Raw genomic sequence first — 21690 nt, forward strand, 5'->3', positions numbered from 1 at the left:
GTCAGCGGGCAGTGGCTGCGACGGCGTCCTTGACGCCCACCTCGCGCTCCATGGCCTCGAACTCGGCGTCCACGTCCTCGTGCGGGCGGGTGAGCCGCGAGACGACCACGGCGACGAGGATGTTGAGCAGGAAGCCCGGGACGATCTCGTACATCGCCTTGTGCAGGACCGCGATGTTGCCCCACACGAACACCGTCACGGCGCCCGTGACAAGGCCCGCGAACGCGCCGGCCGCGGTGAGCCGGCGCCAGTACAGGCTGAGCAGGACGATCGGGCCGAAGGCGGCGCCGAACCCGGCCCAGGCGAAGGAGACGAGGTCCAGGATCTTCGAGTCGGAGTCGAGGGCCAGGAGGGCGGCGACGAGCGCGACCACCAGGACGCCGAGCCTGCCGAGGGCCAGCTGGGCCCTGGGGGACGCCGTGCGGCCCAGGATGTTGTACAGGTCCTCGACGAGCGCGGACGAGCAGACGATGAGCTGGCTCGACATCGTGGACATGATGGCGGCGAGGACCGCGGCGAGGACGAGGCCCGCGACGAACGGGTGGAAGAAGATCTGGCTCAGGATGAGGAACACCGTCTCAGGGTCCTTGAGCGCGCGCTCAGGGCTGCCGGCGAAGTAGGCGATCCCGATGAGGGCGGTGCCGATCGCGCCCAGCGCGGTGAGGACCATCCACGTGGTGCTGACGCGGCGGCCGATGCGCGCCTCGCCCGGCGTGCGCAGCGCCATGAAGCGGACGATGATGTGCGGCTGGCCGAAGTAGCCCAGCCCCCACGCGGCGGTCGAGAAGATCGCGAGGCCCCAGAGGAGGCCGCCCTTGTCCTCGAGGCCGGCGAAGAGGTCGAGCGCCTCGGGGTTGACGGACTGCATCGTCGTCACGGCCCCGCCGAGGTCGCCCATGTTGAGCACGACGACGATCGGCACGGCGATGAGCGCCACGAACATGAGCAGGCCCTGGGCGACGTCGGTGAGGGTCGCGCCGAGGAAGCCGCCGAAGAGCGTGTACAGGAGGGTGATGCCGGCGACGACGAGCATCCCGGACAGGTACGGCCAGCCGAACGAGCTCACGAAGAACTTGCCCGCGGCGACCATGCCGGAGGAGACATAGAAGGTGAAGAAGACCAGGATCACGAGGGCGGCGGCGACCCGCAGCAGGTGCGAGTGGTCCTTGAGGCGCTTCTCGAAGAAGCTCGGGATGGTGATCGCGTTGTCGGAGATCTCGGTGTACGCCCGCAGCCGTGGGGCGACGAACTTCCAGTTGAGCCACGCGCCGACCGTCAGGCCGATGGCGATCCATGCCTCGATCAGCCCCGAGGCATAGATCGCGCCCGGCAGGCCCATGAGGAGCCATCCGGACATGTCCGCCGCGTTGGCGGACAGGGCGGCGACCGAGGGGCGGAGGCCGCGCTCGGCGAGCATGTAGCCGTCGATGCTCGTCGTCCGACGGTAGGCGTAGTAGCCGATGCCCAGCATCGCGGCGAGGTACACCGCGATGGCAATCAGCTGGAAGGTCTGCTCAGTCATGCTGTATGTCTTCCTCCGGATGGCATGGCGCCGCAGGGTGCGTGACGCCGGGGACAGGGTCAAGTGTTGCAGCGGCCGCAGGGCCACGTGGCGCCGTTACCGGTTTGACATGCAGATCACGTGGCCGGCGGGCCGGCGAGGCGGTGCGCCGTCTCCTCGAGCGCGCGGCGGACGGCGAGCATCACGGGGTGCTGCGAACTCGAGGACCGCATGGCCGTGAACACGGTCCGCTGGGGCGTGCCCTCGAGCATCACGAGGCGCGCGGACGGCGTCCTCCCCACCCACACCAGGTCCGGCAGCAGGGCCACGGCGTTGCCCGACTCAACGAGGCGCACGTGGGCCTGGAGGTCGGCCGTCTCGTAGCGGACGTCGGGCTCGAATCCGGCGGACCGGCAGGCCTGCTCCGCCCAGTGGCGCGACGCCGCGCCGTGGGGTTCCATGACCCATGGCACGCGGGCGGCGTCGGGGAGCCGCCGCACGGCGTCGAACTCGGGCCCGGAGCCGCGCGGCGGGAGGGCGAGGCGGATGGCGTCCCGGGTCAGGCCCTGGCGGTCGAGGCCCTCGTAGTGGGGTGCCGCGTGGTGCGGGTACTGCTCCGCGACGACGAGGTCGAAGCTGCGCGCCCACGTCTCCCGCAGCGCGGTCTCGGGCTCGTGCTGGACCATCTCCACGCGCAGCTGCGGGTGCTGCTGCCGCAGGGTCCGCAGGGCGGCCGGCATGAGGGCGAGCGCCGCCGTCTGGAACACGGCAAGCCGCGCCGTGCCGCTGACCTCGCTCTGGCTCGCCGCGAGCGCGGCCTCCGTGCGCTCGAACGAGTCGAGGAGCTCCTCCGTGTGCGCGACGAGGACCTGCGCCTGCGGGGTCAGGAGCACCCCCCGGCCGGACTTGCGCAGGAGCTCGACGCCCGTCTCCTTCTCGAGGAGGGCGAGCTGCTGGGACACCGAGGACGGGCTGTAGGCGAGGGCCTCGGCGACCTCGGCCAGCGTGCCGCGGATGCTCAGCTCCCGCAGCAGCCTCAGCCGGCGGATTTCGAGCATGGGAAACCTTCCGGATCATTCACTTCTGCTCACCATTATCCATCACGAAAGATCGCTTTTGCTTCCGTAAGGGCCGTCACATACTGGAGCCAGCACGCCCCTCCCGTGGGCCACCCTCCGACCCCTCGAGCACCAGACAGGACCGCCGCAATGAGCTCCACGAGCGCCTTCACCACCCCGCCGCCGGCAGCGGCCGCCCCCATCCGTCCGCAGGACCTCGCCGACGCCGCCGTCGCCCAGGTGCGCACCTGGCTCGACGAAGCTGCGAAGCTTCCGGTGGGTGCCTCCGCCGCGCAGCTCGCCGGCGTTCTCAAGGACCCGAATGGCCTCGCGTTCACGGTGGGGTTCGTGGACGGCGTCGTGCGCCCGGAGGACCTCTCCGTCGCGGCCCGGAACCTGCGGGCCATCGCTCCCAAGGTCCCGGGATTCCTCCCGTGGTACATGCGCCGGGCCGTGGTCCTCGGAGGCTCGCTCGCTCCGATGATGCCCGGCGTCGTCGTCCCGATCGCGCGCCGCGTGCTGCGCGAGATGGTCGGCCACCTCATCGTCGACGCCTCGGACGCGAAGCTCGGGCCCGCGATCGCCAAGATCCGCAAGCCCGGCATCCGCCTCAACGTCAACCTCCTCGGCGAGGCCATCCTCGGCGAGGGCGAGGCGGCACGCCGGCTCGAGGGCACGCGCCGCCTGCTCTCCCGCGACGACGTCGACTACGTCTCCATCAAGGTCTCCTCGACCGTCGCCCCGCACAACCACTGGGCCTTCGACGAGGCCGTGGACCACATCACCGAGCGGCTCGCACCGCTCTACCGCCTCGCCGCGGACAGCTGCGCGGAGGGCAAGCCCAAGTTCATCAACCTCGACATGGAGGAGTACAAGGACCTCGACCTCACGATCGCGGTCTTCACGCGGCTCCTCGACCGGCCGGAGTTCCGCGGCCTCGAGGCCGGGATCGTGCTCCAGGCCTACCTCCCCGACGCCCTTGGCGCGATGATGCACCTCCAGGAATGGGCCTCCCCCCGCATCGCCGCCGGCGGTGCCCCGATCAAGGTCCGCGTGGTCAAGGGCGCGAACCTGCCCATGGAGCACGTCGACGCGGAGATCCACGGCTGGCCGGTCGCCACGTGGCACTCCAAGCAGGAGTCGGACACGTCCTACAAGGCCGTCCTCGACTACGCCCTCCACCCGGACCGCCTCGCCGCCGTGCGCGTCGGGATCGCGGGGCACAACCTCTTCGACATCGCCCTCGCGTGGCTGCTCGCGAGGGCGCGCGGCGTGGACCTCGGGGTCCGCGACGGCGCAGGCCAGGTGGAGTTCGAGATGCTCCTCGGCATGGCCTCCGCCCAGGCCCAGGCCGTGCTGAAGGACGTGGGCCACCTCCTCCTCTACACGCCGGTGGTGCACCCGGGCGAGTTCGACGTCGCGATCGCCTACCTCATCCGCCGCCTCGAGGAGGGGGCGAGCCAGGACAACTTCATGTCCGCGGTGTTCGACCTCGGGTCGGACGACCCCAACGGCGCAGCGCTCTTCGAGCGCGAGGAGAAGCGGTTCCGCGCCTCCCTCGCCGCGCTGGGGGAGCCCCCGTTCGCCGACGGCGACGGCCACCGCACGGTTCCGCAGCCGCACCGCATCCAGGACCGCCGCCACCCGTCTGGGGGTCACCTCCCGGGGGTCACCTCAGGTGACCTTCAGGACCTGACCCCCAGAGGGGCGGGGACGGGGGGCGGGACGGGGATCCGCTTCGCCAACACCCCGGACACCGACCCCGACCTCCCGGGCAACCGGGCGTGGGGCCGGGCCATCATCGAGCGCGCCCAGGCCTCGGACCTCGGCCAGGCGAGTGCCGACGCCGCCGAGCTCTCCACCGAGGGCGAGCTCGGCGCCGTCGTGCGCACCGCGGTGGACGCCGGCGGGCGGTGGGGTGCCCTCACCGGTGCCCAGCGCGCCGTCGTGCTCGACGCCGCCGGCCGCGCGCTCGAGCGCCGCCGCGCCGAGCTGCTCGAGGTCATGGCCAGCGAGGCCGGCAAGACGCTCGACCAGGGCGACCCCGAGGTGTCCGAGGCGATCGACTTCGCCCACTACTACGCCAAGCTCGCCCGCGGGCTCGACGAGGTCGACGGCGCGGCGTTCCTCCCCGGCCGCCTCACCGTGGTGACCCCGCCGTGGAACTTCCCCGTCGCGATCCCGGCCGGGTCCACGCTCGCCGCCCTCGCAGCGGGCACCGGCGTCATCATCAAGCCCGCCAAGCAGGCCCGCCGCTCGGGCGCGGTCATGGTCGAGGCGCTGTGGGAGGCCTTCGACGAGACGCAGGCGGAGACGGGCGTGGGCCGCGAGGTGCTCCAGCTGGTCCAACTCCCGCAGGGCCAGCCAGGGCGCGAGCTCGGCCGTCAGCTCGTCGCGCACCCGGACGTGGACCGCGTCATCCTCACGGGCGGGTACGAGACCGCTCAGCTGTTCCGCTCGTTCCGCCCCGACCTGCCGCTCCTGGCAGAGACCTCGGGCAAGAACGCGATCATCGTGACCCCGTCCGCGGACCTCGACCTCGCGGCGAAGGATGTGGCGTACTCGGCGTTCGGGCACGCGGGCCAGAAGTGCTCGGCGGCCTCGCTCGTGGTGCTCGTCGGCTCCGTGGGCCGCTCGAAGCGGTTCCGCAACCAGCTGCTCGACGCCGTCCAGTCCCTCCACGTCGGGTACCCGTGGGACGCGCGCACCCAGATGGGCCCGGTCATCGAGGCGCCCGGCGAGAAGCTGCGTCGCGGCCTGACGGTGCTCGGCGAGGGCGAGAGCTGGGCACTCGAGCCGCGCCAGCTCGACGGGACCGGCAAGCTGTGGAGCCCCGGCGTGCGGGTCGGCGTCAAGCCCGGGTCCGAGTACCACCTCACCGAGTACTTCGGTCCGATCCTCGGCGTCATGACCGCCGAGACCCTCGAGGAGGCCGTGGCCCTGGTCAACCAGATCGAGTACGGCCTCACCTCGGGCCTGCATTCCCTCGACCCGGCCGAGCTGGACTACTGGCTCGAGCACATCCAGGCCGGCAACCTGTACGTGAACCGCGGCATCACCGGCGCGATCGTCCAGCGCCAGCCGTTCGGCGGGTGGAAGAAGTCCGCGGTGGGCGCCGGGACCAAGGCGGGCGGCCCCAACTACCTCGTGGGCCTCGGCTCGTGGGAGGACGCGCCCGTGGCCGGCGGCGCGCGGGTCGGCGAGGCGGCCGGGGAGCTGCTCGCCGCTTCGAGCACCGTCCTCCCCGCGCACGACGCCGCGTGGCTGGCCGCCGCGCTCGGCTCCGACGCCGCAGCGTGGGCCGCGGAGTTCGGCGTGTCGAAGGACGTCTCCGGCCTGGCCTGCGAGCGCAACGTGTTCCGGTACCGGCCGCTCCCTGTGACGGTCCGCTTCGAGGCCGGGACCTCGGGCCACGGCGTCGCGGAGCTCCTGCGCGTGGCCGCTGCCGGGCTCGCGGCCGGGGCGCGCGTGACGGTGAGCACCGCCGTCGGGCTTCCCGGCACCACCGCCGACGTCCTGCGCCGGCACCGGGTCGGCGTGACGGTCGAGGACTCTGCGGCGTGGCTGCGCAGGGCAGCGGCCCTCGGGTCCGGCCGGGTGCGGCTCATCGCCGGCACGGGCGACGCCGCGGCCTCCGCAGTGCGCGCCCTCGCCGACGCCGTGGGAGGCACGCCGGACATCGCCGTGTACGCGCACCCCGTGGTCTCCGCGGGGCGGGTCGAGCTGCTGCCGTTCCTGCACGAGCAGGCCGTGTCCATCACCGCGCACCGCTTCGGGAACCCGAACCCCGTGGCCCTGGCGGCGGGCGTCTAGGAGTCGCCTCCCCTCCGTCAAGGAGTCGCGTCCCGGGAGCCACGTCGTGTGGCCCCGGGACGCGGCACTTTGACCAGCTCACGAAGGGAATGCTCCTAGACACCGGCCTTGGCGAAGATCTGGTTGATCACCGCTGCCATCTGATCAAGGCGATCCTTCGGATCGAGGTCCGGAGTCCAATACGTCCCCAGTTCCACCGTCAGAGTGCCCCTCCTGGCCCCAGCCAGCAGATGCCACGCCCCCATGTCCGGCTGGTCATGGGCAATCGCAAAGGCCGAATCCGCTGCGACGTTCAAGGTGAAGCGGTGGATCGAGCTCCACTGGGCCATGCTGCTGGTCGAATCGGTGAAGACCTGTTCTTGGATCGTAGGGCAGTTCCGGAGGTCCGCAGCCCGCTTGTCAAAGGGGAAGGGGTCAGACGTCCCGGTGGGCATGCTGATCAGCCGAACTGTCATCTCGGAGAAGACCGCGGTCCCGCCAGACGACGCAGGCGACGGCGGAAACTCCCCGTGCACTACGGTGGACCGGCGAAGTGCTGCGTAGTAGGTTCCGTCGCTGTAGGTGCAGGACGCCATGTCACCGGGGGATGATCCGTGGATGACCGTTCCTGACGCATAGGTCACCGTTCGGCCGTCGGGCCCAGTGATCTCCTGCAGAAGGTCAGTCAACTGCTGCGGGGTCTGGGCGTTCGGGGGCGGGGGAGGGACGGCTGGCGGGTGTTGCGCCGCTTGGTGAATCAGGTCCTTCGCGACGCCAGCCATCATGTCCAGCGTGGGCTGCGCATCCTCGAGGGATCTGAGGGAGGGCACGCTTCGGAACATGCTGAGAGAGACCGTTCCTGCAAGGACGCGGAGGCCGATGCCTCGAGGGGCCTCCGCCTGGCCGGGCTGCCCGACCACGGCATAGGCCTTCTCGCCAACCGCCGGAGGTTGCACGAGCATCAACGGTTGCGGGACGCTGTCCGCCTCACCGGCGAAGAGATCGAACTGGGCGCAGCGGGAAACCAGCTCGTCGGTGTAGTCGAAGTCGGCCTTCGCCAGCCGGTCCCGATCTGCGCTCGTCATCGTAAACCGTATCCTGCTGCTTGGAACCGTCTCGTCGGAAAGCGGGACAACGCCGACGGCGAAGCTGAGACTCAGGTCTTTCAGCGCGTCGTCCCCCACCGGCGGGTGGAACACCCCGCATTCAGCGGGCTGGGCGGTGAAGTGGGACAACGGGAAGGGGCGTGTGTCGAACGCCGTCCTCGTCACCGTGCTGTCGTCCATGTAGTTCAGGTTCAGTCCCCGCTCCTGGAGCATCATGTAGCCGACGGTCATCAGCTCCTGGTCGCTGAACACCTTCGAGGGAACGTTGGACGCCGATGCGCTGGGGGCGGATGCGCTATGCGTGGCCGGGCTGGACGTGGAAGGGTTGGGGCTGGGGGCGGGGGTGCACCCGGTCAAGACCAGGAGTCCGACGACGGCCGCCACGACCCTACGGGACACACCCCTCGCGTGCTGCGCGCCCACCTGTCCTGCGTATCGGCGAGAGTCCATCGTCGCCCTCCCTTCTCCCGACCCCACCCTCGAACGTAGGTTTCGGTGGCGGGACGAATACAGGGGCGTTGGTCCTGAACAGTGCATCCCCGGTTTGGGCAGCCGTCCAATAATCGGAGCGCATGAGGGCGCCGCGCACAAAACGGGTCCCTCTCAGCGTCCCTACCATGAACTGTGGACGGCGCAACGGGGCGCCGTGCCACTGATGCAATGAAGGACCAGCGTGGGATCAGTCACCGTCGACGACATCTTGGAAGACCTCCCGGCGAGCCTGTGCAGGCTCATCAGCCGGCCCAGCCCCACCGACTCCCCGGTGGCGCAGGCTCTCATCCTCGACTCGGAGGAGACGGATCGTGACGTTGCGGGCGCCCTGGTGTGCCTCATGGGAGTCCGGGGCAGGGCGGCCCTGCCCATGGTGCGGCGGCTTGCCCAGAGCCGGCCCGTCGCCGTCGCCGTCAAGGGCACGGCCGGGGAAGCGCTCGAGATCGAGGAACTCCTCCGGGCTGCCGGCGTCGGGCTGTTTCTGGTCGAGCCGTCCAGCGGCTGGGACACCTTCCTGTCCGTCGCCAACGGCCGCATCCAGACCACCGACTACCACAGCGATGTCCTGGCGCTGATCCAGGAAGATCTGTTCGCCATCGCCCAGACCACCGCGAAGATGACCTCAAGCCACGTGGTCATCGAGGACGCGGCCAACAAGGTCCTGGCCTATTCGACTGTGGGCAACGACCTCGACGAGCTCCGGAGGGCCTCCATCCTGAGCCGTCGAGGCCCCCGGAAGTACGAGGCGCTGCTCAAGGACCTCGGCGCCTACCGGGAACTGCACCGCAGCCGCGGCGTGGTGCGTGTGCCCGAGCGGCAGGAGGATGCGCTCAAGGAGCGGGCTGCCGTGGCGATCTTCGCCGGGGAACGCGTGCTCGGCTACATCTGGCTCCAGGAGACGGGATCAGGCTTCGCTCCGGGCGTCGACGCGGTGCTCGTCGGCGCGGCACGCCGGGCGGCGGCAGAGCTCGTCAGGCACCGGAACCAGCAGTCCGTGCACCTCAGGGAAGACGCCATCGCGCGACTCCTCTCCACACCTGACGAGGCGACCGCGAGCGCGCAGTTCTCGCGGATCGACCCAGAGCGCCCCGCCTGCCTCCTCCTCGTGGGGCTCTCCCACGAGGACCAGCGGTCAGCGGATGCCGAGCTCAAGCACGGCGAGCTGGCGAACCTTGCCTCGATCCGCGCGGCAGCGTTCAAGGACTCGGCGGTCGTGGGCCAGCACCAGGGCCAGACTGCGGTGATCGTGCCCGACCTGCGGTCCGACAGCCCCGAGGCCGCGCTCCGCGTCCTCGCCGACGCCGTAGTGAAGGACGCCCGCGAGCACCTGGGCGTGAAGGTCCACGTCGCCGTGGGCCAGGTCGCCCCCACCCTGACCGCGCTACGCTCGACCAGCGTGGAGACCGCAGCCCTGCTCCGGGCCATGCGGGTTGACGGCAGCCAGCAGGCCGCGACGCTGGATGACTTCGAGGCGGAGATCATCCTGGACGAGGTCGTCCGGGGGCTTGACGCATCGCCGTTCCGCCACCGCGCGCTGACCCGACTGTGTCTGGAAGAGGAGGAACTGGCGCGGACGCTGCGGGGCTATCTGGACTCCGGGCTGGATGTGGGCGAGTGCGGAAGGCGGCTGAACCTCCACCGGAACACGGTGTACTACCGGGTGGCGAAGGCGAGCCGGTTGACGGGTCTGGACTTCAGCCAGCCTGCGCACTCCACAATCGCGCTGCTTCACCTCGAGCTGTGGGCTTCCCGGCGGCTCTCGTCGCCCGCGGGGCGGGCATGACGACGGCCGTCGCCACCGGAATGCAGGAGCTCCTCGAGGACCTTGTCATCGCCCACAGGCCACGGGGGCCTGTGGGGTCGGTTCCTGCCTCGATCCCACATCTGGGGCGCGTGGAGCCCACGAGTTTCGGCATCGCCGTCGCCACGGTCGGCGGGGACGTCTATGCCGCGGGTGATTCGGACGTGCCCTTCTCGATCCAGAGCATCTCCAAGGTCTTCTCGCTGGCGCTGGCGCTCCGCCACGATTCTGCCAACACCCTGTGGCGGCGCGTGCTGCGCGAACCGTCGGGAACGGCCTTCAACTCCCTCGTCCAGCTCGAGGCCGAGTCTGGCATTCCCCGCAACCCATTCATCAATGCTGGCGCCCTGGTGGTCACCGATGTTCTGCAGGAGCAGTGGGGGGACGCGCGCGGGGAGGTGCTCGCGTTGGTTAGGGCACTCTCGGGGAGCGGTGGGCCCGCCATCGACGAGGCCGCCGCCGCCGGCGAGCTCGAACGCAGCAGCCGGAACCTCGCGCTGGCGAATTTCCTCGCGGACTTCGGCAACCTGCGCTGCGATGTCCGCCAGGTGGTGGAACACTACGTGGGGCACTGCTCGATCACCATGAGCTGCCGCGACCTCGCCCGGGCGGGGACCTTCCTGGCCGACGGCGGGAGGGTGGGTCCGTGGACCGGCGAGCCGTGGTCGGCGCTCACCCCGGAGCAGACGCGACGGATCAACTCGATCATGCTCACCTGCGGCCTCTACGACGCCGCCGGGGAGTTCGCCTACAGGGTCGGGCTGCCGGCTAAGAGCGGAGTCGGCGGCGGGATCATGGCCGTGGCGCCGGGCAGGGGAACCGTCTGCGTCTGGAGCCCAGGCCTTGACGCCAAGGGGAACTCCGTGGCCGGTGCGGCCGCCCTTGCCGATCTCAGCTCGCGCCTCGGGTGGTCCGTCTTCTGAGAGCGCGGGTCGGCCATCGCGTGTCGCATCATGGAGCGCCGCCGTCAAGGGATGACGGCCATATGAGCCGTTCAATTTAAGAATTACGGATTCTGTCATCGCATTTAATGCGTCCGTCAACCAGATGTGGTCACGATAGGGAGGCAATCCGCTCTCTGAGCGGGAACCGACACCAGGGAGATCTGATGCCCAAGCTCGCCAACCTTGTCACCCAGAAGGCGGTCCTCACCGCGGTGTCCGCCGGTGCGCTCGTCCTCGGCGGCGCCAGTGTAGCGGCCGTGGCGGCACCCGATGAGTCGACCGTCGACCAGCCCGTCAGTGCCCGGGCCGCGTCCGAGACCTATGCACTCGATGCAGCGGACGAGCCGCAGGCCGAGTCGTCCGAGTCCGCGGAGGCCCCCGACTCGGAAGCCTCCGAAACGGAGGCCCCCGAGACTGAGTCACCCGAGGCCGAAGCACCCAAGACGAAAACTCCGGAAGCCGAGGCACCGGAGACGGAGGCGCCCGAGACAGAAGCACCGGAGGCTGACGCCCCGGAGGTCGAGGCGCCCGACGCAGGCACCCCGGCGGCGCAGGCCTCGGTGGTGGCTCAGCAGGCCACAACGGCGGCGCACGCCCAGGGCGAAGACCGGTACCCCGGGTCCGTCTCGGATGTCGTCCTCCAGTACGTGCCCGCGGCGTCGAAGCCCGCTCCCGACTCCGTTCCCCAGGCTGCAGCCCGATCCGCGGCGCAGCCCGCCGCGAAGCCCGCGGCGCAGGCGCACTCTGCAGGCCAGGGCGCTTCGGGGAAGCACGGCCGCTGACGGAAGCCCGGCAGTACGTCGCGTTCTGAGGGTCGCATCGGGTGACCCCCAGAACGTGACCCTCAGAACGTGACCCCCAGACGGCGGCGGTGGGTAGGCTGACGCCCATGGCCGTTCTGAGCGCGGGGATCCTGCTGTACCGGCGGGGCGACGAGGGACTCGAGGTGTGGATCGCGCACATGGGCGGCCCGTTCTGGGCGCGCAAGGACGAGCACGCGTGGTCGATCCCCAAGGGCCTCTACGACGAAGGCGAAGACCCCTTCTCCGCTGCACGGCGGGAGTTCGCCGAGGAGATGGGCACCCCTCCCCCGGACGCCGACTACGTGCCCCTCGGCGAGTTCCGCCAGCCCTCGGGGAAGCGCCTGACCGCCTTCGCGGCGGAGGCGGACTTCGCCCCAGAGCAGATCACGAGCAACACGTTCCCGCTCGAGTGGCCCAAGGGGTCGGGGCGGGTGATCGATGTCCCCGAGATCGACCGCGCCGAGTGGTTCCCCGAGGAGGTGGCCAGGACCAAGCTGGTCAAGGGCCAGACCCCCATCCTCGACGCCCTCCTGGACCGCCTCCGGTGACCTTCCGCGGGCCCGGGATCGCCCCGCGGCCAGGGGATCGCCTCCGCTCAGCCGAGCGTGATCGTGAGCTGGGTGAGCCCCCGGAAGTCGACGACGACGCGGCCGTCGCGTTCGTCCAGCCGCAGCCACACCCCGTCGCACGCGGGGCAGCGGAGCAGCTTGGCCGGCGCGTGGACGTACAGGCGCGCCTCGGCGATCGCGCGGACGGTCCCGCAGCCGGCGCACGTGCCAAGAGCGGCGGTGATGTCGATCGCGAAGACCTCCGACAGCGGGCCCGCGAGGGCGTTGCCGTCGAGGTAGTCGTCCGTTCCCAGAGTGCCCGGCCGACCCGTCCAGTCGCTCATGATGCGCCTCCCAGACCCCCATAGCGTTCCGTCTTGATCCTCGCGGGAGCGTGGCCGAGGTCCACGAGCCACCCTGACACCGCCTCGACGAACGCGGTGGCACCGCAGATGTACACCAAGGGGTCCGAGCCGTTGCCGAGCACGTGCTCCGCGAGCGTCGGCGCATCGAGCCGACCCACCGGGTGGCCCTCCGGCGCGGCCCGCGTGTACACCACCGTCAGGCTGAAGGGGCTGTGACCGGCGCCCAGAGAGTCGAGCTCGCCGCGGAAGAACACGGATTCAGGGCTCCGCACGGAGTACAGCAGGCGGATCGGAGCCGGGTGCGCGGCCGCCCGGTGAGCGCGGACCATCGCCATGAGGGGCACGACCCCTGACCCTCCCCCGATGAGCTGCACCGGCGACTCCTCCTCGGGCCGCCACACGAACCAGCCGCCCACCGGGCCGCGCACCTCGAGCTGGTCGCCGACGGCGAGGTCCCGGACAAGGTAGGGCGACACCTCGCCGTCGGGCAGCTCCTCGACGGTGATGTCGAGCGTGTCCGGCGGCACCGAGGCGGACACGGAGTAGGAGCGCACCGCCTGATACCCGTCGGGCGCTGTGAGGCGGACGTCGACGTGCTGGCCCGCGGCCGCGTGCACGGGGCCCGGAAGCCGCAGGCGTATGGTCCGTGCAGTGGGGGTCTCGGCCTCGAGCGCGACGACGTCGGCCACCTTCCACGCGCCGCTCACCCGTAGCGCTCCTCGGTCCACGGGTCGCCGTGCATGTGGTAGCCGCGGCTCTCCCAGAACCCGGGAATGTCCCGGTGGACGAGCTCAAGGCCGTCTACCCACTTCGCGCTCTTCCACAGGTACAGATGGGGAACGAGGAGCCTGACAGGACCGCCGTGTTCCGGGGCCAGCGGCCCGCCCTCGAACTCGTGCACGAGCCACGCCTTCCCGTCCAGCACGTCGGTCAGCGGCAGGTTGGTCGTGTAGCCGCCGTAGGAGTGGAAGAGCGCGAAGCCTTCCCTCTCGTGCACGGAGGCGCCGTCGGCCCCATCGAAGAGCGCATCCACCGGAACGCCCCGCCACCTGGTCCCCAGCTTGGACCAGCTCGTGACGCAATGGATGTCCGCGGTGACGTGCTCGTGGGGCAGGGACAGGAATCCGTTCCAGTCCCAGAGCCGCCGCGCCCCGGCGCCCGTGAAGGAGAAGGTCCACTCCCCCGGGTCGATGCGTGGCGTGGGGCCCGCCGACAGCACCGGGAAGTCCTCGGTCACGTACTGTCCCGGAGGCAGGCCCGGGACATCCCTCTTCCTGCGGCCCCTGAAGCCGGACGAAACGATGCCCATCGATGCTCCTCGCCGATGCGTGCGGCCGGGTACCCGAGACGTAGCTGGGACGATACGCCTCGGGTGGGCCGAGGGCCAGAGCGGGCGCGACGCCGTCGTTCGCACCTCAGGGGGTGTCGAGGAAGGCGAGGACGTCGCGCGCGAAGCCGGGCGCCCGCTGGACCCCGACGTGGCCCCTGCCCGAGTAGAGGCGGAGGCGGCCGTTCGGGAGGCCTGCCGCTGTCTCGCTGAACACCGCCGGTCCGTACGGGGAGTCCTCGTCGCCGCCTACGACGAGGGTCGGCGTCGTGATCGAGGACAGCCGGGCGGTGAGGTCGAAGGCGTCCTCGGCGAGGATCACAGCAGCGAGGTCGTCAGTGAACCGGGGCAGCATCAAGGGTCCTGCGAGCCATCCGATCCAGGCCTCCAGCTGCCTGGCCACCGGCCGCACCCCGATGAGCCGCACCATCTCGGCGCCCGCGCCGCGGCGGTCGCCGCCGTCGAGCCGGTCCAGGACCGCCCGCTGGCCCCTCCTGCCGAGCTCCCCGAGCCGGCACCCGGCCGCGACGAGGACGAGGCGCCGGACGAGCCTGGGGTGGTCCGCGGCGAGCTGCAGCGCCACGCTCCCGCCGGTCGAGATGCCGACCACGTCCACGGGCCCATCGAAGGCGGCGAGCGCCAGGGCCGTGTCCGCGGCGAGGTCCGCCATGGTCGTGGTCCGCGGCAGCCCTGACCGGCGCCCGATCCACCACACCTCCCGGGACAGGGCGAAGGCCCGCAGCGGGCCCGCCTCGGCGGCCCGCTCGAAGCCGCGGGGCACCTCGTGGGGCGCGCCGAGGCCCGGCAGGACCACGAGCGGCCGTCCCGTCCCCACCCGGAAGAACGGCAGCCCCGGCGGCAGGTACCCGCTCTCCGCCGGGGGCCCGGGCGGCTCCGCCGCGCCTGCGCTGCTCACGGGAAGTCGATCCGCATGACGACCCTGCGCGGCGACGGGCGGCTGACCTCGTCGAAGCCCGCCTCCTCGAAGATCCCCCGGCTGCCCACGAACAGTTCCCCCCACGGGACATCCTTGCCGGGCTCGGTGAGCATCGGGTAGCCCTCGACGGCGCGGGCGCCCCGTTCCTTCGCGTACGGCACCGTCGCGGCGGCGAGGGCCCGCGCGACGCCGCGCTTGCGGTACCCGGCGCGGGTCACGAAGCAGGTGACGGCCCAGACAGCCGGATCCTCCCTGTCCTCGTCGCGGCCGGTCCACGGGATCCGCTTCGTCGCCAGCCGAGGGTAGGCGGTGCGGGGTTCGACCGCGACCCACCCCGCCGGCTCGCCGTCGAGATAGGCGACCAGGCCGGAGGTCTGCGGAGCGTCGGCGCGGCCGCAGTCCGTCTGCTCGCGGAGCGCCTGCTCGCGGGCCTCGCGGGACAGGAGCCGCCATTCCTCCCGGCCCGTGACCTTGAACCACTGGCACTGGCAGCGGGCAGGGTCGCCGCGCTCCCCGAAGACCGCCGCGAGGTCCTCCCACGAGGCCTCGTTGGCGGGGACTACCGTGATCCGGGACGAGTCAGGGCCGGCCGCCGCTGGAGGGCGTTCCATGCTGCTCAGGCTAGCCGCGGACACGCCCTCGGCGGGAGGGGTGACACGCGCGCCCGCGGACCGTCCGCGTCCTCAGGCTGGGCAGAATCGCACGGGCGCGCGGCGTCAGCGGCCGCGCCGCTTCCCCGAGCCCGGGCGGCCCTTGGCTCCGCGGGCTGCGGGCTTCCCGCGGGCGGCCTTCGCCGCCCGGCTCGCATCGTTCCGCGCCCGGGCCGCCTTGGACTGTGCCGCAGCCCGGTCCTCGCGGCGCTGCTTCGCGGCCTCCTGCTGGTCGCGCTGCACAGACTCCTGCCGCGAGCTGTTCGCTCCCCGCCCGCGGACCACGCCGATGAATTCCTGGATCGTGCTGGACTCGTTGTCCCTGCGCCACGCGATCCCCACGCCATAGGGCTCCACGCCGGTCACCGGGCGATAGCGGAGGTCCTTGCGGTTGAAGTGCCGCACCACACTCATGGGCATGATCGCGAGACCCGCCCCGCCCTCGACGAGGTCCAGTCGCTCAGAGTGGCCGCCGTCGTACTCGAAGAGCTCGTCCGCAACCTCGGCGAGCGGGATCTCCTCGAAGGCCTGGATCTCGTGGCCCTTGGGCGCGACGACGACCGGCAGCTCCTCGTAGAGCGGGATGACGTGGAGGCCTTCGCGGTCCTTGTCCACGGGGAGGCGGACGAACGCGACGTCCGCGCGGCCGTCGCCGAGGACGGCGAGCTGCTCGCCGTCGTCGACCATCTGCGAGGAGAGGGGGACGTCCGGGAAGCGCTCCTCCCAGCGGTGGAACCACTTGCCGGGCGCGACGCCCGCGACGAAGGCCACCTTCAGGGCCGGGGCGCTCTCGGACTGCATGGGTCAACGGTAGCCTTGATCCATGAGCTCGAACCCCAAGGACAGCGCGTCCCAGTCCATGAAGCCGGCCACCGCGGCCAAGAAGCTCGGGATCTTCCTCCCCGCCGCCCCTGCCGAGTTCCAGGAGGGCGTGGTGACGCGCGAGGAGTTCGACGCCCTGCGCGAGAACCCGCCGGCGTGGCTCACCGAGCTCCGCGAGAACGGCCCGCACCCGCGCCCGGTCGTGGCGCAGAAGCTCAACGTGACGATCTCGGGCCTCGCGCGGGCGGGCATCACCGAGGCGCTCACGACGGAGGAGATCGCGGCGCTGCTGAAGGATCGGCCGCAGTGGCTGCAGGACGAGCGGGCCAACATGGCGGCGGTCCGAGAGGAGACGCGGCGGGTCAAGGCCCAGGCAGAGGAGAAGGCCGCCAAGGCCGCCCGTGCGTCCCACGGTGCAGCGGCGGAGCGCTCCCTGCGCGGCGGCCGCCACGGCTGACACCGCCTTCTCCTGGATGCGCCGGAGGCGCTATCCGATGCAGGAGACGTTGTAGTCCAGGCCGCCCGAGACGAACTGCGCGAGCGAGATCCGGCCGCCCGGCGTGAGCGTGGCCTCCGTGCAGGCCCGCTCGGCGCCTCGCTGGGTCCTCGCCCCCGGATGCCATTCGTCGCGCCCGGCAAGGCTGCTGCCTGCCGGCACCGTGCCTGCGATCTGGCCCCATTGGTACGGGGTCGCGTACAGGCCCACGGCGCCGCCGCGGGAGACGAAGTGCGCGGTCATGCCTTCCAGGACGGCACGGTTGCTTGCCCTGTCGGCGTCGGTGCCGCCCGTCTTCCACGTGTTCTCGAGCTCGACGTCGAGCCACCACACGTAGTCCGCGGGGTTGGCGGAGACCTTGGCCGTCTGGGCCGCAGGCGCGAAGCGCTGGTCGACGTCCTCCTCGGCGCGGTTCCAGCCATACTGCCAGGCGCACGCGAGGCTGTCGCTGCCGTCGCACGTCCCGTACGGGTTCCCCGAGGTCGAGGACGTGGGCCACGACGCCGTTCCGAGGCCGCCCGGGTTGGCGGTGTTGACGTAGAGCTGGACCTTGGCCTGCTTGGTGGCACCGGTCGACTTCGCGGCCCAGGCCAGCTGGTCGGCGAGGCAGGGATTCGTCGTCGTGGCGAGGCCCCCGGTGACTCCCACGATCCCGAAGGCCTGGCCGCTCGGGAGCGTGGCGCCGCACTGCGGCCATGACACATCGAGGCCCAGGGTCGAGGGCGCGGTGCCCTTGCCGCCGGGCGGTGCGGCCAAGGCCGGCTGGGCAGCCGTGGCCAGGGCAAGGGTCAGGGCGGCGGCAGCGGTCATCACGGCGCGTCTCATGGGGACAGTATTCCGCACGGTGCAAAGCGGCGGCCGCAGGCCCGCGGTCAGTCCTGGTGGAGCTGGATCAGGTTGCCGTGCTGGTCGTCGAAGACGGCCGAAACCCCGTAGGGATCCTCGGTGGGCTCGCCCCGGAACGCCACGCCGGCCGCCGTGAGCCTCTCGTAGTCGGCCCGCACGTCCGGCGAGCCGAGCACGATGGCGGGCATACCGGCGTCGTACACGCTCGTGCGGTACGTCTCGCCGATCGGGTTGTCGCTGGGCTCGAGCAGGAGGCCCACACCGCCCGAGTCCGGCGAGGTGACGATGAAGAGGTTCCCCTCCGGCATCGCCATGAGGGTGTCGAAGCCGAGCGTCTCCGTGTAGAAGGCGTGGGCCGAGGCCGGGTCGGTCACGTGGATGGAGCACATCTTGATCCGCATGCGCCCAGCCTACGCAGAGGCTCCGACATCCGTCAGGGCACAGCGCACGACGCCGGGTTCCCACCCGCCGTCGTGCGCTCGCCCAATGCGTCGGTACAGCCAGCCCTACGGCGCGAGCTCCTCGAGGACGCGCCCCTTGGTCTCGATCGCGAAGAAGATCGTGACGAGCCCGCCGAGGAGGGCGATCCCCGCGAAAGCGATGAACACCCACCCGATCCCGAACCCGTCCATGATCCACGCGACGAGGAGCGGCCCGGCGCTCGAGCCGGCGCGCAGCCACGCACTCCCGAAGCCGGTCCCGATGGCGCGCAGGCGCGTCGGGTAGAGCTCGGCCGAGTAGAGGTAGAGGGAGAAGGAGATGGTCTGGAGGATCGCGTAGGCGATGCTCGCGAAGAGGACCACCTGGATCGCGGAGACCGCCCCGAGGGCGCCGAGGACGACGAGCGGGACCGTCGCGGCGACGAACGCGACCGAGTACCAGCGTTTCCGTCCCACGCGGTCGATGAGCAGGGCGCACAGCACGGACGCCACGACGCCGACCCCTGAGGTCACCCAGCCGTACGCGAGGCTGGTCTGGAGCGGGACGTGGAAGACCTCCTTGTAGAGGGTCGGCAGCCAGGTGATGAGTCCGTTGTTGACCACGTAGACGCTGACCCAGAGGCCCCAGATCATGAGGGTGCGCCGGCGGTAGATGCCGCGGAACAGGTCGCGCCAGTCGGACTTGGCCTCGACCGCGGGCAGGGGGCGCGCGACGGGCTCGGCGAGGGTGTGGCCGGCCTTGACGGCCTCGCGCTCGAGCATCGACACGACGGCGTCGGCCTTCTCGCCGCGGCCCACGGAGGCGAGCCAGCGCGGCGATTCGGGCATGAGCCGCCGCAGCGGGATGGTGAGGATCGCGGGGACAAGCCCGACGATGAACATCGCCTTCCAGCCGAACGTGGGAACGAGGAAGAACCCGGCGAGCCCGGCGAACATGAGGCCCACGGGGAAGATGACCTCGTAGAGCAGGAAGAAGCGGCCGCGGCGCCGCGCGCCGACGAACTCGTTGATGTACGCGCTCGCCACGGGGACTTCGCCGCCGGTGCCGATGCCCTGCAGGAAGCGGAACGCGATCATGGACCAGGCGCCCCACGAGAACAGGCAGGCGAGGTCCATGCTCACGAACAGGACGATCGTGATGAACAGGGTGGGCATGCGGCCGATCTTCTCGGCGAGGCTGCCGAAGAAGACGGAGCCGAAGAGCTGCCCGAGGTAGCCGGACGAGAGGATCAGGCCGACCTCCCCGGGCGTGAGGTGCCACTCGGAGACGAGCTGGGGCATCGCGAAGGCGATCGCGAGGACGGTGTAGGCGTCGAAGAAGGTGGCGGAGCCGATCACGACGCGGATCATGGTGAGACGCCGGGTGATGGGCAGCCTCTCGAGGCGCGCGACGATGTCGGTCTGCGTCGCGGAGGTCTGTCCGCTGGCCATAGCAGTCATTGTGGTGGGATTCCTCCCCTCCGCGCACGGGCGCGGAGTTGTCGGGACGTCGTTGTCGCCGAACCGCCCCGGAGCGTGGGCGCCGGCAGCGGACGGGAAGGTGCCCGGGCGTGGCCGGGCGGGGGTGACGCACGACGGCGGGCGGGCACCCGCCGTCGTGCGTGCTGTGGCGCTGGGGTCAGGCGCGGGCCGGGACCACGGCCTGGCCGAGGTTCGCGGAGGCCAGGGCCAGGGCGATCTCCTCGTGGGCGCCGGGGGCGAGCGGCAGGAGCGGCGGCCGGACGGTGGCGTGCTCGAGGATGCCGCGCGCCACGAGGCCCTCCTTGAGCGCGACCGTTCCCTCCATGTGCGAGCCGCGGTGGTAGACGTTCTTCGTCACCGGCAGGAGGCGGTCGTGGATCTCGCGGGCCTTGGCGTAGTCCTTGGCCTTGCCGGCGGCGATGAGCTCCACGAGCGGCTCCGGGGCGAGGCCGCCGTAGCCGACCAGGGCGCCGTCGACGTCGAACATGGTGTGCAGCAGGTACTCGTCGTGGCAGGTGAGCACCTGCAGCTCGGGGAACGCCGCGCGCAGCACCGGGATCTCGGTGTCCCAGCGACGCATGTTGCGCACGCCGTTCTTGGTCGCGAACACGCCCTCCTGGGCGGCGATCTCGAGCTGGGTGTCGAGGTTGTAGGTGGCCTTGGTGGCGTCCGGGTACTGGAACAGGATCAGCGGCAGGCCGCTCGTCTCGTAGATCTCGCGGTAGCGCGTCTGCGGGGCGCCCTCCTGGTAGCCGAACCGGAGCCAGCCGTGGGAGGGGTAGACGAGGCCGGCGGAAGCACCGGCGTCGACCGCGCGCTGCGCCTCCTCGGCGGCGACCTTGTTGCCCTCGCCGGTGATGCCGGCGATGATCGGCAGCCGGCCGTCCACGGCGTCGCGGAAGGCGGAGATGACCAGCGCCTGCTCGGCCTGGGTGAGGAAGGTGCCCTCGCCGGCGTGGCCGAGGACCACGAGGCCCTTGACGCCCTCGACACTGCCGAGCCACCCGCCGAGGCGGTGGATCGCGGCGACGTCCACGTCGCCGTCGCGGGTGAAGGGGGTGACCGGGGCGGGGACGAGGCCGCGGAGGTCGATGCTGCTCATGGTTGCTCCTCTTCGAGTGGTGACGTTTCGAGTTAGGGAATCGATTCCGTTATCGATTGCTTCAACGGTAAGCTGGGTCACAGGAGCACGTCAAGGGTCGATTTCGAGGAGGTTCCGGTTGGCTGGCAAGGAGGCCCGGGCGGGGTCGCGGCCCACGATTGCCGACGTCGCCGCGGCTGCGGGGGTCGCGAGGTCCACCGTGTCCCGCGCGATGAACCGCGAGCACACGTTCTACCGGAGCGACTCCGCCGCCCGCATCCGCGCGGTGGCCGAGTCGCTGGGCTACGAGCCGAACCCTTCCGCGGCGAACCTGCGGCGCCGGCAGACCAACACCATCGGCGTCCTGGTCTCGCGGCTCACGGACACGGTCATGGCCACCCTCTATGAGGAGATCGCCTCCGCCTGCGCCGCGCGCGGCTACCACGCGCTCGTCGCGACGACCTACGGCGACCCCGGCCTCGAGCGCGACAACGGCCACACGATGCTCGCCTCGCGCGTGGACGGGCTGATCCTGACGACGGCCACCACGGAAGGCGGCCTGTGCACGGAGCTCCTCGAGCGGGACGTGCCGCACGTGCTCGCCCTGCGCGCCTACGGGTCCAGCCCGAGCGTGACCGGCGACGACGCCCTGGGCGGATACCTCGCCACGCGCCACCTCGTGGACCTCGGCCACCGCGAGATCGGCATCCTGACCGGCCCCGACGAGGCGCCGACCGCCCTGGCCAGGCGGGAGGGATACCGGCGCGCCCTGGCCGAGGCCGGGATCCCGGAGATGCCCGAGTTCGTCTACCCCTCGACGTTCTCCATGGAGAGCGGCGAGGCGGCGGCCGAGGCCTTCCTCGCCGCCGCCCGCAGGCCCACCGCAGTCTTCGCGGTGAACGACAACACCGCGATCGGCTTCACCTCGACAATCCAGCGGGCCGGCCTGCGGATCCCCGCGGACCTCTCTGTGGTGGGCTACAACGACATCCCGCTCGTGGGCCGGCTCGCCGTGCCGCTCACGAGCGTGCGCGTGCCGTTCCGCGAGATCGCGGCCGCCGCGGTGGACTCCCTGCTCGACCAGGTCGCCGGACGCACGGGAACTGGGGCGGGGGCGGCCCGCGTCGTGGCGCCGACGCTCATCCCGCGCGCCTCCACGGCGCGCCCGCCCGTCCGCGAGCCGGCGGCAGTCTCGGAGGGGTAGGGGCCGCGAGGCGCAC

Annotated in this window: 20 protein-coding genes; 7 read left to right on the forward strand and 13 right to left on the reverse strand. The window is 71.3% G+C overall.

From position 1 onward, the window contains the following. Position 1: 1 nt before the first annotated feature. Positions 2-1522 carry a sodium/proline symporter PutP gene (gene putP, locus ACQ5BE_RS12650; RefSeq protein ID WP_430297333.1) on the reverse strand — a complete coding sequence of 507 codons (1521 nt, stop codon included), beginning with the start codon at positions 1520-1522 and terminating at the stop codon, positions 2-4. A 116-nt stretch (positions 1523-1638) separates the two neighbouring features. After that, the gene (locus ACQ5BE_RS12655) at positions 1639-2559 is read right to left on the reverse strand and encodes a LysR family transcriptional regulator (RefSeq protein WP_430297334.1); all 921 of its coding nucleotides are present in this window, start codon (positions 2557-2559) and stop codon (positions 1639-1641) included. Between the two features lie 150 nt (positions 2560-2709). Between ACQ5BE_RS12655 and ACQ5BE_RS12660 the strand changes: the two genes are divergently transcribed. Beyond that, positions 2710-6372 (forward strand): bifunctional proline dehydrogenase/L-glutamate gamma-semialdehyde dehydrogenase, encoded by a 3663-nt coding sequence (locus tag ACQ5BE_RS12660; protein ID WP_430297335.1) that lies wholly within the window; start codon positions 2710-2712, stop codon positions 6370-6372. Positions 6373-6467: 95 nt separating this feature from the next. On the opposite strand, the gene ACQ5BE_RS12665 is transcribed toward ACQ5BE_RS12660, so the two are convergent. After that, complete coding sequence (locus tag ACQ5BE_RS12665) at positions 6468-7709, reverse strand: hypothetical protein (RefSeq protein WP_430297336.1); 1242 nt, start codon at positions 7707-7709, stop codon at positions 6468-6470. A 421-nt stretch (positions 7710-8130) separates the two neighbouring features. Between ACQ5BE_RS12665 and ACQ5BE_RS12670 the strand changes: the two genes are divergently transcribed. From ACQ5BE_RS12670 to ACQ5BE_RS12685, 4 genes are all read left to right on the forward strand, one after another. Then, positions 8131-9732: a PucR family transcriptional regulator gene (locus tag ACQ5BE_RS12670; protein ID WP_430297337.1), complete on the forward strand. Its 1602-nt coding sequence runs from the start codon at positions 8131-8133 to the stop codon at positions 9730-9732. Continuing rightward, positions 9729-10673, forward strand: a complete 945-nt coding sequence (locus ACQ5BE_RS12675) for a glutaminase (protein WP_430297338.1) — start codon at positions 9729-9731, stop codon at positions 10671-10673. The genes ACQ5BE_RS12670 and ACQ5BE_RS12675 overlap by 4 nt, the downstream gene beginning before the upstream one ends. 185 nt (positions 10674-10858) lie before the next feature. Further along, positions 10859-11476 (forward strand): hypothetical protein, encoded by a 618-nt coding sequence (locus ACQ5BE_RS12680; protein ID WP_430297339.1) that lies wholly within the window; start codon positions 10859-10861, stop codon positions 11474-11476. A 107-nt stretch (positions 11477-11583) separates the two neighbouring features. Continuing rightward, the gene (locus ACQ5BE_RS12685; RefSeq protein ID WP_430297340.1) at positions 11584-12045 is read left to right on the forward strand and encodes an NUDIX domain-containing protein; all 462 of its coding nucleotides are present in this window, start codon (positions 11584-11586) and stop codon (positions 12043-12045) included. Between the two features lie 47 nt (positions 12046-12092). On the opposite strand, the gene ACQ5BE_RS12690 is transcribed toward ACQ5BE_RS12685, so the two are convergent. From ACQ5BE_RS12690 to ACQ5BE_RS12715, 6 genes are all read right to left on the reverse strand, one after another. Next, entirely contained in the window at positions 12093-12389 is a 297-nt protein-coding gene (locus ACQ5BE_RS12690; protein ID WP_208711177.1) for a DUF6510 family protein, read from the reverse strand. Further along, complete coding sequence (locus ACQ5BE_RS12695) at positions 12386-13117, reverse strand: ferredoxin reductase (RefSeq protein ID WP_430297341.1); 732 nt, start codon at positions 13115-13117, stop codon at positions 12386-12388. Before ACQ5BE_RS12695 ends, ACQ5BE_RS12690 begins: the two co-directional genes overlap by 4 nt. Next, positions 13114-13719: a molybdopterin-dependent oxidoreductase gene (locus ACQ5BE_RS12700; protein ID WP_430297342.1), complete on the reverse strand. Its 606-nt coding sequence runs from the start codon at positions 13717-13719 to the stop codon at positions 13114-13116. Before ACQ5BE_RS12700 ends, ACQ5BE_RS12695 begins: the two co-directional genes overlap by 4 nt. A gap of 106 nt (positions 13720-13825) precedes the next feature. Then, positions 13826-14653, reverse strand: a complete 828-nt coding sequence (locus ACQ5BE_RS12705; protein ID WP_430297343.1) for an alpha/beta fold hydrolase — start codon at positions 14651-14653, stop codon at positions 13826-13828. Then, entirely contained in the window at positions 14650-15285 is a 636-nt protein-coding gene (locus ACQ5BE_RS12710) for a GNAT family N-acetyltransferase (protein WP_430297344.1), read from the reverse strand. Before ACQ5BE_RS12710 ends, ACQ5BE_RS12705 begins: the two co-directional genes overlap by 4 nt. Before the next feature lie 105 nt (positions 15286-15390). Then, a complete protein-coding gene (locus tag ACQ5BE_RS12715; protein ID WP_430297345.1) occupies positions 15391-16125 on the reverse strand; it encodes a LysR family substrate-binding domain-containing protein in 735 nt (244 codons plus the stop codon). Positions 16126-16183: 58 nt separating this feature from the next. On the opposite strand from ACQ5BE_RS12715, the gene ACQ5BE_RS12720 reads away from it, so the two are divergent. Further along, positions 16184-16603, forward strand: coding sequence for a DUF5997 family protein (locus ACQ5BE_RS12720; RefSeq protein ID WP_430297387.1), 420 nt, complete (start codon positions 16184-16186; stop codon positions 16601-16603). Positions 16604-16633: 30 nt separating this feature from the next. Here ACQ5BE_RS12720 and ACQ5BE_RS12725 read toward each other — a convergent pair whose 3' ends face one another. The 4 genes from ACQ5BE_RS12725 to ACQ5BE_RS12740 form a co-directional block, all read right to left on the reverse strand. Further along, the gene (locus ACQ5BE_RS12725) at positions 16634-17467 is read right to left on the reverse strand and encodes a hypothetical protein (protein WP_430297346.1); all 834 of its coding nucleotides are present in this window, start codon (positions 17465-17467) and stop codon (positions 16634-16636) included. A gap of 47 nt (positions 17468-17514) precedes the next feature. Continuing rightward, entirely contained in the window at positions 17515-17889 is a 375-nt protein-coding gene (locus ACQ5BE_RS12730; RefSeq protein ID WP_208711170.1) for a VOC family protein, read from the reverse strand. A 105-nt stretch (positions 17890-17994) separates the two neighbouring features. Then, complete coding sequence (locus tag ACQ5BE_RS12735) at positions 17995-19359, reverse strand: MFS transporter (protein ID WP_430297347.1); 1365 nt, start codon at positions 19357-19359, stop codon at positions 17995-17997. Positions 19360-19546: 187 nt separating this feature from the next. After that, positions 19547-20491, reverse strand: a complete 945-nt coding sequence (locus tag ACQ5BE_RS12740; protein ID WP_430297348.1) for a dihydrodipicolinate synthase family protein — start codon at positions 20489-20491, stop codon at positions 19547-19549. A 118-nt stretch (positions 20492-20609) separates the two neighbouring features. Between ACQ5BE_RS12740 and ACQ5BE_RS12745 the strand changes: the two genes are divergently transcribed. Next, entirely contained in the window at positions 20610-21674 is a 1065-nt protein-coding gene (locus ACQ5BE_RS12745; protein ID WP_430297349.1) for a LacI family DNA-binding transcriptional regulator, read from the forward strand. Positions 21675-21690: the final 16 nt, after the last annotated feature.

It is taken from the genome of Sinomonas sp. B1-1 (assembly GCF_050474465.1).
Taxonomy (GTDB): Bacteria; Actinomycetota; Actinomycetes; order Actinomycetales; family Micrococcaceae; genus Sinomonas; species Sinomonas flava.

Coding starts and splice junctions, on each gene's coding strand:
- putP (WP_430297333.1), bottom strand. CDS start 1,522: ATGACTGAGCAGACCTTCCAGCTGATTGCCATCGCGGTGTACCTCGCC.
- ACQ5BE_RS12655 (WP_430297334.1), bottom strand. CDS start 2,559: ATGCTCGAAATCCGCCGGCTGAGGCTGCTGCGGGAGCTGAGCATCCGC.
- ACQ5BE_RS12660 (WP_430297335.1), top strand. CDS start 2,710: ATGAGCTCCACGAGCGCCTTCACCACCCCGCCGCCGGCAGCGGCCGCC.
- ACQ5BE_RS12675 (WP_430297338.1), top strand. CDS start 9,729: ATGACGACGGCCGTCGCCACCGGAATGCAGGAGCTCCTCGAGGACCTT.
- ACQ5BE_RS12680 (WP_430297339.1), top strand. CDS start 10,859: ATGCCCAAGCTCGCCAACCTTGTCACCCAGAAGGCGGTCCTCACCGCG.
- ACQ5BE_RS12685 (WP_430297340.1), top strand. CDS start 11,584: ATGGCCGTTCTGAGCGCGGGGATCCTGCTGTACCGGCGGGGCGACGAG.
- ACQ5BE_RS12690 (WP_208711177.1), bottom strand. CDS start 12,389: ATGAGCGACTGGACGGGTCGGCCGGGCACTCTGGGAACGGACGACTAC.
- ACQ5BE_RS12700 (WP_430297342.1), bottom strand. CDS start 13,719: ATGGGCATCGTTTCGTCCGGCTTCAGGGGCCGCAGGAAGAGGGATGTC.
- ACQ5BE_RS12710 (WP_430297344.1), bottom strand. CDS start 15,285: ATGGAACGCCCTCCAGCGGCGGCCGGCCCTGACTCGTCCCGGATCACG.
- ACQ5BE_RS12715 (WP_430297345.1), bottom strand. CDS start 16,125: ATGCAGTCCGAGAGCGCCCCGGCCCTGAAGGTGGCCTTCGTCGCGGGC.
- ACQ5BE_RS12720 (WP_430297387.1), top strand. CDS start 16,184: ATGAAGCCGGCCACCGCGGCCAAGAAGCTCGGGATCTTCCTCCCCGCC.
- ACQ5BE_RS12725 (WP_430297346.1), bottom strand. CDS start 17,467: ATGAGACGCGCCGTGATGACCGCTGCCGCCGCCCTGACCCTTGCCCTG.
- ACQ5BE_RS12730 (WP_208711170.1), bottom strand. CDS start 17,889: ATGCGGATCAAGATGTGCTCCATCCACGTGACCGACCCGGCCTCGGCC.
- ACQ5BE_RS12735 (WP_430297347.1), bottom strand. CDS start 19,359: ATGGCCAGCGGACAGACCTCCGCGACGCAGACCGACATCGTCGCGCGC.
- ACQ5BE_RS12740 (WP_430297348.1), bottom strand. CDS start 20,491: ATGAGCAGCATCGACCTCCGCGGCCTCGTCCCCGCCCCGGTCACCCCC.